The 14755-nt window shown below is 70.7% G+C and carries 13 protein-coding genes and 2 tRNA genes; 8 read left to right on the top strand and 7 right to left on the bottom strand.

The annotated features are described in order from the left end of the window. Nucleotides 1–11 precede the first annotated feature (11 nt). Nucleotides 12–1394, bottom strand: a complete 1383-nt coding sequence (locus ACFW48_RS02055) for an amino acid permease (protein ID WP_386309516.1) — start codon at nt 1392–1394, stop codon at nt 12–14. A gap of 330 nt (nt 1395–1724) precedes the next feature. Between ACFW48_RS02055 and ACFW48_RS02050 the strand changes: the two genes are divergently transcribed. Then, nucleotides 1725–2306 carry a biotin transporter BioY gene (locus tag ACFW48_RS02050; protein WP_386309514.1) on the top strand — a complete coding sequence of 194 codons (582 nt, stop codon included), beginning with the start codon at nt 1725–1727 and terminating at the stop codon, nt 2304–2306. A gap of 7 nt (nt 2307–2313) precedes the next feature. On the opposite strand, the gene ACFW48_RS02045 is transcribed toward ACFW48_RS02050, so the two are convergent. Both ACFW48_RS02045 and ACFW48_RS02040 read right to left on the bottom strand, forming a co-directional pair. Continuing rightward, nucleotides 2314–3639: an FAD-binding oxidoreductase gene (locus ACFW48_RS02045; protein ID WP_386309512.1), complete on the bottom strand. Its 1326-nt coding sequence runs from the start codon at nt 3637–3639 to the stop codon at nt 2314–2316. 74 nt (nt 3640–3713) lie between these two features. After that, a complete protein-coding gene (locus ACFW48_RS02040; protein WP_386309510.1) occupies nt 3714–5165 on the bottom strand; it encodes an amino acid permease in 1452 nt (483 codons plus the stop codon). 205 nt (nt 5166–5370) lie between these two features. On the opposite strand from ACFW48_RS02040, the gene ACFW48_RS02035 reads away from it, so the two are divergent. Next, entirely contained in the window at nt 5371–5856 is a 486-nt protein-coding gene (locus tag ACFW48_RS02035) for a ribose-5-phosphate isomerase (protein WP_386309507.1), read from the top strand. Nucleotides 5857–6025: 169 nt separating this feature from the next. Further along, nucleotides 6026–6844, top strand: a complete 819-nt coding sequence (locus ACFW48_RS02030) for an Fpg/Nei family DNA glycosylase (RefSeq protein WP_386309505.1) — start codon at nt 6026–6028, stop codon at nt 6842–6844. 10 nt (nt 6845–6854) lie between these two features. Here the strand turns inward: ACFW48_RS02030 and ACFW48_RS02025 are convergent, their stop codons facing one another. Further along, nucleotides 6855–8117 (bottom strand): GNAT family N-acetyltransferase, encoded by a 1263-nt coding sequence (locus tag ACFW48_RS02025; protein ID WP_386309504.1) that lies wholly within the window; start codon nt 8115–8117, stop codon nt 6855–6857. A gap of 162 nt (nt 8118–8279) precedes the next feature. Between ACFW48_RS02025 and ACFW48_RS02020 the strand changes: the two genes are divergently transcribed. After that, the gene (locus tag ACFW48_RS02020) at nt 8280–9467 is read left to right on the top strand and encodes a PP2C family protein-serine/threonine phosphatase (protein WP_386309501.1); all 1188 of its coding nucleotides are present in this window, start codon (nt 8280–8282) and stop codon (nt 9465–9467) included. 13 nt (nt 9468–9480) lie between these two features. Next, on the top strand, nt 9481–9975 hold the full coding sequence (locus ACFW48_RS02015) for an HD domain-containing protein (protein WP_386309498.1): 495 nt from the start codon (nt 9481–9483) through the stop codon (nt 9973–9975). Between the two features lie 15 nt (nt 9976–9990). Here ACFW48_RS02015 and ACFW48_RS02010 read toward each other — a convergent pair whose 3' ends face one another. Further along, the gene (locus ACFW48_RS02010; protein ID WP_386309496.1) at nt 9991–11172 is read right to left on the bottom strand and encodes an acyltransferase family protein; all 1182 of its coding nucleotides are present in this window, start codon (nt 11170–11172) and stop codon (nt 9991–9993) included. A 664-nt stretch (nt 11173–11836) separates the two neighbouring features. Between ACFW48_RS02010 and ACFW48_RS02005 the strand changes: the two genes are divergently transcribed. Then, nucleotides 11837–12031, top strand: a complete 195-nt coding sequence (locus tag ACFW48_RS02005) for a hypothetical protein (RefSeq protein WP_055416925.1) — start codon at nt 11837–11839, stop codon at nt 12029–12031. Here the strand turns inward: ACFW48_RS02005 and ACFW48_RS02000 are convergent. Together ACFW48_RS02000 and ACFW48_RS01995 are read right to left on the bottom strand one after the other, a co-directional pair. After that, on the bottom strand, nt 12012–12455 hold the full coding sequence (locus tag ACFW48_RS02000; RefSeq protein WP_386309493.1) for a DUF3592 domain-containing protein: 444 nt from the start codon (nt 12453–12455) through the stop codon (nt 12012–12014). The genes ACFW48_RS02005 and ACFW48_RS02000 overlap by 20 nt on opposite strands. A 326-nt stretch (nt 12456–12781) precedes the next feature. After that, a tRNA-Gly gene (locus ACFW48_RS01995) sits at nt 12782–12855 on the bottom strand. Nucleotides 12856–13018: 163 nt separating this feature from the next. On the opposite strand from ACFW48_RS01995, the gene ACFW48_RS01990 reads away from it, so the two are divergent. Then, nucleotides 13019–13095, top strand: a tRNA-Pro gene (locus ACFW48_RS01990). A gap of 179 nt (nt 13096–13274) precedes the next feature. Beyond that, complete coding sequence (gene tig, locus ACFW48_RS01985; protein ID WP_386309491.1) at nt 13275–14681, top strand: trigger factor; 1407 nt, start codon at nt 13275–13277, stop codon at nt 14679–14681. The last annotated feature ends 74 nt before the right edge of the window (nt 14682–14755 follow it).

Here is a 14755-nt window from a genome sequence, read left to right as displayed (position 1 = left end):
GGGCGGTGGCTCTAGCCGCGTGCCCGCCGGCGCTGCCACGCGTAGCCGACGGCCGCCAGGACCAGCGTCATCGCGCCCGTCGAGTACAGCTGCACCCGCGTGTCCGGCTCCCGGGCCATCAGCACGAACACCGTGGCCATGCCCGCCAGCGCCACCCAGGTCAGGTACGGGAAGCCCCACATGCGCACGACCAGCTTCTCGGGCGCCTCCCGGTCCAGCCGGCGGCGCAGCCGCAGCTGGGAGGCGGCGATGAAGATCCAGACGACCAGGATGACCGCGCCGATCATGTTCAGCAGCCAGGAGAAGACGTCGTCCGGCCGCCAGTAGCTGAGCAGCACGCAGCCGAAGCCGAAGAGGGAGGAGACGAACACCGCGATCCGCGGTACCCCGCCCGACACCCGGCCCAGCGCCTTCGGGCCCTGGCCGCGCTCGACCAGCGAGTAGCCGATGCGGGAGGCGCCGTAGATGTTGGCGTTCATCGCGCTCAGCAGGGCGACCAGCACGACGACGTTCATGAGCTGGCCCGCGCCCGGGATGCCCAGTTCGTCGAGGGCGGCGACGTACGGACCCTTCTCGACGACCTCCGCGGAGTCCCAGGGGACCAGGGTGACGATGACCGCCATCGAGCCGATGTAGAACAGCGCGATCCGCCACATCGCCGTCCGCACGGCGCTCGCCACGCCCTTGACCGGGTTCTCCGACTCGGCCGCCGCGATGGTCACCGTCTCCAGGCCGCCGTAGGCGAACACCGACGCGAGCAGGCCGATGATCAGGCCGTCGCCGCCGTTCGGCAGGAAGTCGCTCAGGTGCGAGGTGCCGGGGGAGTCGGCGCCCGGCAGGACTCCGGCGATCGCCAGCACGCCCAGCACCAGGAACAGCGAGATCGCGCCCACCTTGAGGGCGGCGAACCAGAACTCGAACTCGCCGAAGTTCTTCACGGCGGCCAGGTTCGTCCCGCAGAACACCACCATGAACAGTGCCACCCACGCCCACTCGGGCGTGCCCGGCAGCCAGCCGTGGACGATCGCCGCGGCGCCGATGCCCTCCAGGCCGACGGCCGTGCACAGCAGCACCCAGAACGCCCAGCCCGCGGTGAAGCCGGCCCAGGGGCCGATCGCCCGCTCGGCGTGCGCGGAGAAGGAACCCGACGACGGATACGCGGCCGACATCTCGCCCAGCATCCGCATCACCAGCATCACGAGGAGGCCGGAGAGGGTGTAGGCGACGACGATCGACGGCCCGGCGGCGGCGATGCCGGCTCCGGAGCCGACGAACAGCCCGGCGCCGATCACCCCGCCGAGGGCGATCATCGACAGGTGGCGCTGCTTGAGGCCGTGGGAGAGGGCGGCGTCGTCCGACTCGGGCGGCGCCTTGGCGGTGGTGCTGTTGGACATGGGGCGGCTCGTCCAATGCGTGGAGGGCGGGGGCAGGGCAAAAACGCCCACAGTCTCCGGTCTCGCGCCGGCCGGCGACAGCGGTTGCCCACGATGCGGACGGTGCCGATACGGAACGTGATCGTCCGAATGCATTGTTCCGCTTCCGGGTGACGCTCACCTCCCCTCCTCGGTGACCGGTGTCACGCGGAACCACGTGTATCCCCCCGTCTTTGTCGGGAGCCCACCAAGCTGCCGATCAGGCCTTTGTCGAGCGCTGCTGGTGATCGGCCCGATCCGCTGGGATAGCGTCGCGGTGTCCCGACATGTCCACACCACCGCGGAGTCCCCATGAGCACCGCTGCCGTCCCCGCCCGATCCGGGCAGGTCCTCGCCGACCTCATCCCCTCCTCCCGTGTCCGGGACGTCGCGCTCGTCGCCGGCGGTGCCGTGCTCACCGGCGTGGCGGCCCAGATCGCGGTGCCCGTGCCGGGCTCCCCGGTGCCGGTGACCGGCCAGACCTTCGCGGCGCTGCTCGTCGGCACCTCGCTCGGCGCCCGCCGCGGCCTCCTCTCGCTCGCGCTGTACGCGCTGGTCGGCATGGCGGGCGTGCCGTGGTTCGCGGAGGGCGGCTCCGGCACCGGCGCCCCGTCCCTCGGCTACGTCTTCGGCATGCTGCTCGCCGCCACCGTCGTGGGCGCCCTGGCCCGCCGCGGCGCCGACCGCTCGATGCTCCGCATGGCCGGCACGATGCTGCTCGGCGAGGCGATCATCTACGCCGTCGGCGTCCCGTACCTGGCCCTCGCCGCCGACATGTCCCTCACCGCGGCGATCGCGGCCGGCCTCACCCCGTTCCTGATCGGGGACGCGCTGAAGGCCGCCCTGGCGATGGGCGTGCTGCCCACCGCCTGGAAGCTGGCCGACAAGCGGTAGTACCGCCTCAGTTCCCGCCGAAGAGGCTCGCCGGGTCGTATCGCGACCTGATCAGGGCGAGCCTCTTTCGCGTCTCCGCGTCCCACAGGCCGTCCGTGCGGTCTCCCGCGCCGAAGGCGAAGTTGAGCGCGCGCCCGATCGTCACCGGGCCGAGCGGCGCGAAGGCGGCGTCCAGCCGCTCCCGGGCCGCCGTCCGGTCTCCCACGGCCAGCAGGCGCACCAGGAACCGCCCGTCGCGGTGCGGCACCGAGTTCGGCGCGCCGCTCGCGGCGAGCGCCCCGCCCAGCTGGTTGACCTGCACGACGCACATGGCGCCGCCCGCGTCCGGCCCGGTACGGGCGAGCAGCTCCCCGGCCCCGGCGAGGTCCAGCTCGCGCAGCACCGCGCCCTCCCCGTAGTAGGCGTGCGGGACGTCCGGATCGCTGTGGACGGTGTGGCTCTCGGTGTACGGCATCCGTCGCAGCGAGTCGGCGAGCGTCGGCCCGATCCGCCGCAGCGGAGCGGCGACCCGGTCACCGTCGGCACCGGTGTACGCGACCCGCACGGAGACCACGTACCGCCCCCGCAACGCCTGGGGCAGCGCCGGCAGGTCCGGGTACGGTACGGCCGCGAAGGACGAGGTCAGTCCCTCGGGAACGGTTCGCGTCCACTCCTCCCAGGCCCGCAGTACGGCCGCCGCGCCGACCCGGCGCCCGTCGAAGGAGACCGAGCCGCCGTACAGCGAGGCGACGGGCACCAGGCCGGTCTCCAGCCCGGTGACGACCCCGAGGCCGCCCCCGCCGCCGAGCAGCGCCCAGTACAGGTCGGGCTCCGACTCCGCTGTGACGTGCCGGAGCCGCCCGTCGGCGGTGACGACGTCGAGGGAGCGGACGTGGTCGGCCGCGTAGCCGAACTCCCGGGCCAGGATGCTGAGGCCGCCGCCCAGGACGTATCCCACGGCGCCGACGGACGGCGCGGAACCGTTGAGGGGCGCCAGCCCGTGCGGCGCGGCGGCCGTGACCGCCTGCCCCCAGCGCACGCCGGCCCCGAGCCGGGCGGTGCGGGCGACGGGGTCGACGCTCACCCCGTCCATGCGCCGCGTGGTGATCAGGACCCCGCCCTCGGACGGCCCGGGCAGCCCGTGCCCGGTGGCCTGGACGCGGACCGGCAGGCCCCGCTGCGCCGCGTACCGCACGGCCGCGGCCACGTCGGCGGCCGAGGACGCGGCGAACACGGCGTCGGGGCGCGGGGCGAACCCGGTCTGGAAACCGGCGAGCTCGTCCTCGTATCCCGGATCACCGGGACGGAGGACGAGCGGGCCGTCGGTGCTCTTGAGTTCGTTCACGAAGTCCATGAACGGCATCGTGAACGCATTACCTGACAGCGGCCGTCAGCTTTTCCCGGCGAAACGGCCTGCCGCGCGGCGGCCTAGTGCTCGGCGGCCTTCTGCTCGGTGGCCTTCCGCGCGACGGCCTTCTGCTTGCCGAAGGCGACGGCGAGGACGAGCGCCGCCACGAGCAGCGACAGCAGCACGGTCGTGCGCCCGTTGTGCTCGGTGTCGGTCAGCATGTAGCCGAGCACGAAGACGATCACGGCGGCGGCCGCCCAGGTCAGGTACGGGAACAGCCACATCCGCACCACCAGCTTCTCCGGCGCCTCCGCCTGGATGATCTTCCGCATCCGCAGCTGCGAGAAGCAGATCACCAGCCACACGAAGAGGGCCACGGCGCCGGAGGAGTTGACGAGGAAGAGGAAGACGGAGTCGGGGAACTCGTAGTTGAAGAACACGGCGACGAATCCGAACACCACGGACACGAGGATCGCCGTGCGCGGCACACCGCGCCGGGTGGTCCGGGCGAACGCCTTCGGCGCGTCACCGCGCTCACCGAGCGAGAAGGCCATGCGCGAGGCCGTGTACAGCCCGGAGTTCAGACAGGACAGCACGGACGTCAGCACGATGAAGTTCATGATCTGACCGGCGTTCGCGATCCCGAGCGAGTCGAGGGCGGCCACGTAGGAGCCCTGGTCGATGATCGACTGCGAGTCCCAGGGCAGCAGCGCGACGACGACGAAGATCGAACCGAGGTAGAAGACGGCGATACGCCAGATGATGCTGTTGGTCGCCTTGGTGACGGCCCGCTGCGGGTCCTCGGACTCGCCGGCGGCCAGGGTGGGGATTTCACTGCCCATGAACGAGAAGACGACGAGCAGCACACCGGTCAGGATCGCCCCCGCCCCGTTCGGCAGGAATCCGCCGTGCTCCGTCAGATTGGCCAGCCCCGCCTGCTCGCTGTCGACGCCGGGCAGCAACCCGAAGACGGCCAGCCCGCCGACGACGATGAACGCGGCGATCGCGACGACCTTGATCCCGGCGAACCAGAACTCGAACTCGCCGTAGGAGCCGACCGAGGCGAGGTTGGTGGCGGTCAGCACGACCATCACGATCAGCGCCCACCCCCACTGCGGCACGGCCGGTATCCACCCTTCGAGGATCTTGGCCCCCGCGGTCGCCTCCACCGCCAGCACCACGACCCAGAAGAACCAGTACAGCCAGCCGATGGAGAACCCGGCCCAGGGCCCGAGCGCCCGGTCGGCGTGTGCGGAGAAGGAACCCGAGGTGGGGTTGGCCGCGGACATCTCCCCGAGCATCCGCATCACCAGCACCACGAGGGTGCCGACGAGGGCGTACGAGAGAAGGATGCCGGGCCCGGCGGTGGCGATGCCCGAACTGGATCCCACGAACAGCCCGGCCCCGATGACACCGCCGATCGCGATCATCGAAAGATGGCGGTTCTTGAGCCCGGCCTGGAGCCCGGATCCGGGTTCTCCGGGGCGATCGGGCCCGTTCTCGGGCTTCGTCAGGGTCGGCTGCGAAGTCATGGAGGGTTTTCCTTTGCGCCGGTCGAGCAGTTTCCCGTACGAGCGGTGTACGAGCCGGACCAGTGAAACGGAGGTGAAAGAAATCGGGAACCTTTGATTCTCGATCTTTACTTGAGCTTTGCCTGAGCTTCCATTGTTTCACCCACCCTTTTCAGACCCGACACCCGACGGCGCCGCCCCATGACCCGCGTGTCACACTCAACCCATGCGCGTGTATCTCGGCTCCGACCATGCGGGCTACGAACTCAAGAACCACCTCGTCGAGTGGCTCAAGGCGGCGGGCCACGACCCCGTCGACTGCGGCCCGCACATCTACGACGCCCAGGACGACTACCCGCCCTTCTGCCTCCGCGCCGCGGAGCGGACGGCCGCCGACCCCGACGCCCTCGGCATCGTGATCGGCGGCTCCGGCAACGGCGAGCAGATCGCCGCGAACAAGGTGAAGGGCGTGCGCGCGGCGCTGGCCTGGAGCGAGGAGACGGCCTCCCTCGGCCGCCAGCACAACGACGCCAACGTCGTCGCGGTCGGCGCCCGCATGCACACGCGGGAGGAGGCGACGAAGTTCGTCGAGACCTTCCTCGCCACCCCGTTCTCCGGCGACGAACGCCACATCCGCCGCATCGACATGCTCACGTCCTACGAGACGACGGGCGACCTTCCCTCCATCCCGCCGCACCACCCGCAGCAGTAGCGCGGGGCGCCTCCGACGGTGCCTGTCCCCGGTGCGTGTGCGTCGGGGAAAGGCACGGCCCGGGGCCAGGATGACGCGCGGCGCCGGGGCGGAGCCCCGGGGCGAGTCCCGCCTGTCGACCTACCGCGTCGAGTGGGCGGGTGGGCCAAGGCAAGGAAAGGACTACAACGTGCCAGAGGGGCACACCATCCACCGGCTGGCCCAGGACTACGCCGCCGCCTTCGCCCGGACGGCAGTCCACGTCACCAGCCCCCAGGGCAAGTTCGCCGACGCCGCCGCCCTCCTCACCGGCACCCCCCTCACCCGCACCGAGGCCCACGGCAAACACCTCTTCCTCGGCTTCGGCGCCGCCGAGCCCGCCGAGTGGGTCCACATCCACCTCGGCCTCTTCGGCAAGGTCACCTTCGGAGAAACCCCCGCGCCCCCGCCCACGGACACCGTCCGCCTCCGCCTCGTCAACGAGACCGCCTACGTCGACCTCCGCGGCCCCACCACCTGCGCCCTGATCACGGACCCTGAGAAGCAGGCGATACACGACCGCCTGGGGCCCGACCCCCTGCGCCCGGACGCCGACCCCGGGGCCGCGTACCGCCGCGTCTCCCGCAGCCGCTCCACCATCGCCGCCCTGCTCATGGACCAGAAGGTCATCGCCGGCGTCGGCAACGTCTACCGCGCCGAGGTCCTCTTCCGCCACGGCATCGACCCGTACCGCCCCGGCAGGGACCTCACCCCCACCGAGTGGGACACGATCTGGCACGACCTCACCGACCTCATGCGCGAGGGCGTCAGGAACAACCGCATCGACACCGTCCGCCCGGAACACACCCCCGAGGCCATGGGCCGCCCGCCCCGCGTCGACGACCACGGTGGCGAGGTCTACGTCTACCGCCGGGCCAACCAGTCCTGCCACCTCTGCGGCGACGCGATCCGCACCGCGGACCTCGCCGCCCGCAACCTCTTCTGGTGCCCCACCTGCCAGCGGCGCTAGGGCGTCCCCGTCAGAACCCGTGCGGCAACCACGGCGCGACGTCCGACCCGAACCCCACCGACGCCTCCGCCAGCGCACCCCGCCGCACCTCACGCACCCGCCCGGCCGCGCCCAGCGAGGCCAGGCTCACGCCTCCGAGGTACGCCGCCCCCAACTCCCGTACCGTCAGGGCGAGGTCCGCCGCGTCGGACGTCCGCTCACAGGACGCCCCCTTCGCGTCCCCGGTCAACCGCCAACGCCCCGCGTTCCAGGGGCAGAAGGCGTCCTCGACCTCGAACACCACGTCCACCGGCGTCTGGTACGTCCGCGCCGCCAGCGCGGCCCCCACGTCCACCAGCCGCACGTACAAGGCGTCCCGCAGCACCGGCCGGCACCGCCGGATGTCCGACACCTGGTGCCGCCACGCCTCGTCGACCGGCCGCCCGCGCGCGGTCAGCGACGACGTCAGGTCGATGTCGAACAGGAACCGCCACAGCGCCGCCTCGGTCGCCGGGTCCAGCCCGGCCAGGTCCTCCACGACCACCGTGCCGCCCGGCCCCTCGTTCCCCCAGGCCGGCCGCACCCGGAACCGCGCGTACCCGGTGACCTCGCCGTCCCGCCGGGCGACCACGCACTGCAGCGGCGACGCCCCCTCCCGCTCGCTCTCCGGGTCCAGCAGCCCCAACCGCTCCCAGCCGGGCCGCCGGGCCAGCATCCCGGGCCGGGTGGGCACCAGTCGCGCGTACACCGCCTCGCACGCGTCGAGTACGTCCGCGGGCGCCGCGTACCGAAGCCGTACGTCATCCGTGCCGTCCGGCACGGACAGCCGGACCCGGTTCGTGTCGATCTCCGCGTTGACCTGGAAGCTCGCGGCGCCGTACCCGAACCTGCCGTAGATCGCCGGTTCGGAGGCCGTCAGCACGGCCAGCGGCTCGCCCCAGGACCGTACGTCGTCCAACTGCCGCCGCATCATCGACGTCAGCACACCCCGGCGCCGGTGCGTGGCGGCGACGCTCACCATCGTCACGCCCGCCGCGGCCACCTCCGTACCGCCCGGCACGGTCATCCGGAAGCTGAACGCCCCCGCCGTGCCGACGCAGTCGTCGCCCTCCCAGACGCCGAGCGAGCGGTCGACCTCGGTCAGGGCGTGGAACAGCTCCAACTCCTCGGCCGACTCCGGGACCCCGCTGAAGGCACGGATCAGCGTCCCGTACCACTTGTCCCACTCGTCCTGCCGCAGTACCCGCAACTCGGTCGTCAGGTCGTCGTCGCCGTTTCCCGTGGAACGTCCCATGGACCATGCGTACCAGGGCCGCGCGGGCCGGGCGAGACAATTTCCGCCAGGTTGCGGCGCGACGGCCGTTCGTGAAGTTCACTGTGAAGTCGGGCCTCGGACGGGGGACAAGCAGGACCTCCCGTGCCAAGCGGCCGGTCCGATGGATAGGGTCCCGAACTAATGGCAGCAGGACGACAGCGGCGCGCGGAAGCCGACACGTTCACGGCCCGGTGGAAGAAGCAGTGGCACCGGGCCCGCGTCGGCATGCGCCGATCCGCCGTCGACTACTTCCGCGGCGACGGCTCGGACTGGATCGCCCTGGCCGGACTGCTGCTGACGATCCCCGTCATCGCGGCCACCACGATGATGAACTCGGTGTGGTGCGCCCCCTCCGCACTGGTCCTGCCCATTGTCGCGGGCGGTCTGCTGCTGCGCCCGGCGAGCCTGCTCGGTCTGTACGCGGCGGCGGCCACGGCGCTGATCGTGGAGTCGGTGCAACTGGGCCCGTACACCGAGGGCCCCTCCCGGGTCACCCCCGGCGTGGTCCTGGTCGTCGCGGCCTGCGGCTTCTTCGGACTGCTGGTCGCCCAGTTCCGCAGCCGGGTCGGCGTGCCCTGGCGGCGCGGCGGCACCATGCTCTTCGACCTGCGCGAACGCATCCGGGTCCAGAGCAAGCTGCCCAAGCTGCCGCCGGGCTGGCACCGGGAGATGGCGCTGCGCCCGGCCGGCGGCCAGTCCTTCTCCGGCGACTTCGTCGTCGCGGCCCGCACCAACGGCGGCCGGACGCTCGAAGTGGTCCTCACCGACGTGTCCGGCAAGGGCATGGACGCGGGCTCCCGCGCCCTGCTGCTGTCGGGCGCGTTCGGCGGACTGCTGGGCAGCCTGCCCCCGCACGCCTTCCTGCCGGCCGCCAACGGCTACCTGCTCCGCCAGGACTGGGACGAGGGCTTCGCCACCTCCATCCACCTCGTACTGGACCTCGACTCCGGCGACTACGAGCTGTACTCGGCCGGACATCCGCCGGGCCTCCAGCTCAGCGCGGGCACCGGCCGCTGGGAGGAGAAGACGGCCGAGGGGCCCCTGCTGGGTGTGTACGACGGCGCGCAGTTCGACCCGGTGAAGGGCTCACTGCGCCCCGGAGACGTGCTGATGCTGTTCACGGACGGCCTGGTGGAAACCTCGGACCGCGACATCGCCGAGGGCATCGACCGCCTCACCGGCGAGGCCGACCGCTATGTCGCGGGCGGCTTCCACGGCGCCGCCTGGCATCTGATCGAGGCGGTCGCCAAGGACGTCAACGACGACCGGGCGCTCCTGCTGATCTGCCGGGAGGGCGCTACGGCCCAGTCCCCGACGGCGGCGGACTGACACACTGGACGGCGTGTCCCACACCCCGCCACCCACTCCCGAGCCCGCACCGCCGCTCTCCCTGGCGGACATCGAGGCCACGGCCCGCGCCGCCCACGCCGGACAGACCGACAAGGCGGGGCGGCCGTACGCCGAACATCTGCGGGCCGTCGCCGAGGGCGTGCGGCGGCGCGGCGGGGACGACGAGCAGATCGCGGCGGCCTGGCTGCACGACGCCGTCGAGGACGACGCGCTGTCCGAGCGATGGCTGCGCGAGGCCGCGCTGAGCCGCCGTACCAAGGACATCGTCCTCACCCTCACCAAGCGGGCCGGCGAGCCGCCCGAGGCGTACGCCGCGCGCATCCTCGCCACGCCCGGCGCACCGCTGGTCAAGGAGGCGGACCTGGCACACAACGCCGACCCGGCGCGGCTCGCGGCCCTGGACACGGCCACCCGCACACGACTGACCGAGAAGTACGCACGGATGCGCGCACTTCTCGGTCTGGTCGGTCGGGATGAGGGCGCCTGAAGCGGAAAGCCGGCTTCAGACGGAGACCTTCTCGCCGGTCTCGCTCGGCGCACGCGCCTCGCGCACCTCTGTCCTCTCCGCCTTCTCCTGCCTCGCGCGACCCCGGGCGGCCTCGCCCGGATCCCGCTTGAAGAGCCACTCCATCCTCGGCTCCACCACGCACCGCAGGACCCGCTGGACGGGTTTGGTGCACAGCAGGGTGATGACGGCGGCTCCCAGGACGGTGAGTGCGATCTCACCGAGCGGCGAGTCCAGCACGGGGTGGGAGAACCAGCCGGCGTAGCTGCCCTCCTTCACCAGGAAGCCGTGCACCAGGTAGCCGTAGATCGTGCCCGCACCGAGCGCCGTGAACCACATGCGCCGGCCCGGCACCCAGGCGAAGAAGCACGCGGACAGCACCAGCGAGCAGCCGAAGAGGGCGAGCGTCAGCACGGGCCCGGTCCACCAGGGGGCGCCCGTGTCCTGCACGGCGGCGTTGCGGTAGAACCAGCCGGTCTCCATGCGCGGCACCGACCACCAGGCGACGGCCACCGCCGCCGCGGCCACCGGCACGGACAGGATCCGCGCCGAGCGGCGCCGCACCAGCTGGAAGTGCTCGGGGCGCAGCACCAGGCCCAGCACGAAGCACGGCAGGAACTGCAGCACCCGCTGCATGTTCAGGTCGTTGCCGACCGTGGGCGTCACGGAGGCCAGCGCGGCGATGCCCAGCGCGATCGGCAGCGGCCAGCGGACCGTCTGCCAGATGGGGGTGGTCAGCCGCCAGACGAACAGCGCGCACAGGAACCACAGAAGGTACGTGGGATCCAGCAGGCTGATGTCGTTGGCCGGGTCCTCGCTGACGCGGCGGTGCAGCGCGTAGGCGACCTCGAAGACGAGGTACGGGACGGCGACACCGGTGATCAGCCGTTTGACGCGCTTGGGGCTCAGATCGAAACTGCGCGAGAAGTAGCCGGAGATGATGATGAACGCCGGCATGTGGAACGTGTACAGGACCCGGTACAGGGTCTCGACGGTCCGGTTCCCGTCCAGGATCTGTCCCCAGGCGTGACCCACACCGACCAGCACGATCGCCAGGTACTTGGCGTTGTCGAAGAACGCGTCGCGCTGCCGACTCGGCTGTGTCTGCTGGTTCGGTGCCTGCTGGTCCGAGCGGTACGGCGACTTCCGGTCGCCGTGCGGTCGCAGCGAGCTCGTCATGCAACCCCCCGCCAGAAACTCGGCGGGTCGTCGCAGGACCTCGCTGCTCTGTTGGGGGACGAGGCAGCGTAGAACATCTGAGGCACCCTAGCGTTCTCCCTGCGTTTCCGTAAAACCCTCGACGTCATTCCTGCATTCGCCTCCGGAGCGCTTCGCGAGTACCCGGTATTTCGGGGAACTCGGCCTCTCCGTTCGCGTGACGGCTCCCACACCGCGGTGCGTTGCCATGCCCGCAAACAGCTCCCTGGCCACCCCACTTGTCACGACTCGTCATGACTAAACAGTGCATAAGGCCGGAGGGCGACTCCGCTGGAATGTCCCCTTCACTGCGCTTACGTAGGTCGTCGACGACCCTGTGAACTCCCTGTGGAGTGCTCGTCGATGTGCGTCCCGCGAAAATTCGAAATATCTGCGAACGCGTTGTGTGGGCATCGAAACGAAGCGGCCGGAATTCCCCACACGGGTGCCATGTCGAATTTCTGTACGGAGTGCGATGGTTGGCTGCGTCCGCGCGCGGGGAAGGTGTGCCGCCCCGGGAGCCGGCCGGACGATGTGTCACCCGCCGCATAGCGGGGCCCGGTTGGTGGCACGATGGTTCTGGCGGGGGTGTGCTGGGCTGCACCTCCGGGCCGGGAGAGCGGACCGACCTAGGGTGTGATCAGTTGTGGCCATTTCGCTGTCAGTGGTGCTGCTGTTGGCAATCATCCTGGTGGTGCTGCTGCGAGGAGGCTCCATCAAGGCGGGCCCGGCGATCGTCGCGGTCCTCTTCGGCTTCTTCCTGGCCTCGACGGGCATGGCCGACGACATCCAGCGGTTCCTGGACTCGATAGCGGAGACGCTCAACTCCATCCAGTTCTAGCCCGGGGATCCCTCTGGCGCCTGTCAGCGCTCAGGCCCGCGAGCCGCTGCCGCACCACGAATACGGCCGCGGTGACCGAGATCATCAGGAAGAGCAGCGCGCCCCCGCCCGACAGCACCGCCAGTACGGCTGCCCCGCCGCCCCCGACGTCCTCTTCACGGGCGACTGTCTGCGGATCGTCCGCCTCGTACCGGACGGTCAGTGGGCTGCCGACAGAGCTCTTGCCGCCGCCGCTGCCTATCGGAAGATCCGCCACCACGGTCCGACCGTCGGCCTCGAACTCGACCCGGCAGTGGCCCGCCATGCACGAGCCGCTCGTATGCAACGTCGCACGAGCCCGCTCGCCGTCTTGGAGCGAGCGCAGGTGCTGGGCCGCCGGAAGCATCACCAGCGCCGACAACGCGCCCAGCAGCAGCGCGAGCACCAGCGACCCCAGTAGGGACGCGCGAGGCCCCAAGCCGCCTTTCCGCTGGTGCGCGCTGGAGGCACCTGCGTTCGCTACGCCGTCCAGGACTCTCACCGCCCGTTTCGGTTGGCGCCGAGGCGGAGTGCCACGCCTCACACGTGGAGCGCACCTCGTGCCCGTGTCGTGAGCACGGTAAAAGGCCTGCCGAGGTGGCATCAGGTACTGATTCGGCACATCGGACACGGCCCGGCTGCCTGCTGTCGGCAACGAAGGCCGGCGAAGCGGCCTTGAGTGCGATCAGGGCCAGGCGGAGGAATGATCCTCCGACCTGGCCCTGAGTCGTCTGGAGCGGGCGACGGGAATCGAACCCGCGTAGCTAGTTTGGAAGACTAGGGCTCTACCATTGAGCTACGCCCGCACAGCGCGCGCCGCAGGTCGCTGACCGCGGCACTGGAGGCATCGTAGCGGGTCGTCCCCCCTCACCGCACACCCCTTCCGGTCCGCGCCGGACCTTCACGGACGCTCGGGAAACTCGGCGGTCCCCGACGCCTGGCGGCATGTACCCTACGTCTCGCACCAGACGGGGTGTGGCGCAGCTTGGTAGCGCGTCCGCTTTGGGAGCGGAAGGCCGTGGGTTCAAATCCCGCCACCCCGACCAACCACCGAGACCGCGGTCGCTGATGATGATCGCCTTTTGGGCCGTGTAGTCGCTGCCGTTACTATGCAAGCTGCACGCCCGTGTGTCTCAGCGTCTGAAGTCTCCGGGCGGCGAAATTTGCCGGATGCCGCTCTGGCTCCGGCAGAACCCAAGAAGTCAGCCACCAAGGAGACCGAACCGTGAAGAGCGCCGTGGAGACCCTGAACCCGACCCGGGTTCGGCTCACTGTCGAGGTGCCCTTCGAGGAGCTCAAGGACAGCCTCGACGCGGCGTACAAGAAGATCAACCAGCAGGTCACGGTGAAGGGCTTCCGCAAGGGCAAGATCCCGGCCCGAGTCATCGACCAGCGGTTCGGCCGCGGTGCGGTTCTGGAGGAGGCGGTCAACGACGCGCTTCCGAAGTTCTACACCGACGCGGTCAACGAGGCCGAGCTGAACCCGCTCGGCCAGCCCGAGGTCGACATCACGGAGCTGAAGGACGGCGAGACGCTGAACTTCACCGCCGAGGTCGACATCCGCCCGGCCATCGAGATCCCGGACTACTCCGGCATCGAGGTCGAGGTCGACGCCGTCGAGGTCAGCGACGAGGACGTCGAGAAGGCGGTGGAGCAGCTGCGCGAGCGCTTCGCCTCCACCTCCCCGGTCGAACGTGCCGCCGAGGACGGCGACGTCGTCACCCTCGACCTGCAGGCCAAGGTCGACGGCGAGGTCCTGGAGGACGGCGTCGCCGACGGCGTCTCCTACACCATCGGCTCCGGCGAGCTGCTGGAAGGCATCGACGACGCCGTCAAGGGCGTGGAGGCCGGTGGCGAGGCCACCTTCACCTCCGAGCTCAAGGGCGGCTCGGCGGCCGGCAAGGAGGCCGAGGTCACCGTCAAGGTCACCCAGGTCGCCAAGCGCGAGCTGCCCGAGCTGGACGACGACTTCGCGCAGCTCGCGTCGGAGTTCGACACGCTGGAGGAGCTGCAGGCCGACAGCCGCAAGCGCCTGGCCAACACCAAGCAGTACGACCAGGCCACGCAGGCCCAGGAGCGCGTGCTCGACAAGCTCCTCGAGCTGGTCGAGGTCCCCGTCCCCGAGAAGCTCCTCGAGGACGAGGTCAACACCCGCAAGCACAACCTGGAGCACCACCAGCTCGGCCAGATGGGCCTGGACCTCGAGAAGTACCTGGAACTCCAGGGCAAGACCGTCGAGGAGTTCGAGGCCGAGACCCGCGAGGCCGCGGTCAAGGGCATCAAGACCCAGTTCGTCCTCGACGAGCTGGTCAAGCAGGAGAAGCTCAACGTCAGCCAGGAGGAGCTCACCGAGCACCTCATGCGCCGTGCCGCCTCCTCCGGCATGTCCCCCGACCAGTTCGCCCAGGCCGTCGTCGAGCAGGGCCAGGTCCCGCTCCTCGTCGGCGAGGTCGCCCGCGGCAAGGCCCTGGCCGTCGTGGTCGAGAAGGCCACGGTCAAGGACACCAACGGCGAGGTCGTCGACCTGGAGGACGAGGAGGAGGAGACGGAGGCCACGGAGGCCGCCGCCGAGTCCGCCGAGTCCGGTGACGACAAGGCCGAGGAGAAGGCCGACGAGAAGACCGAGGGCTGAGCCCCACGGCAACCGTGACGCCGTAACGACGGGCCCCGAGACGCGTTCGCTTCTCGGGGCCCGTCGGGTTGCGC

It is taken from the genome of Streptomyces sp. NPDC058812 (genome assembly GCF_042744565.1).
Classification (GTDB): Bacteria; Actinomycetota; Actinomycetes; order Streptomycetales; family Streptomycetaceae; genus Streptomyces; species Streptomyces thinghirensis.
The sequence above is the reverse complement of the archived record's forward strand: the minus strand, read 5'-3'. Positions and strand labels throughout refer to the sequence as shown.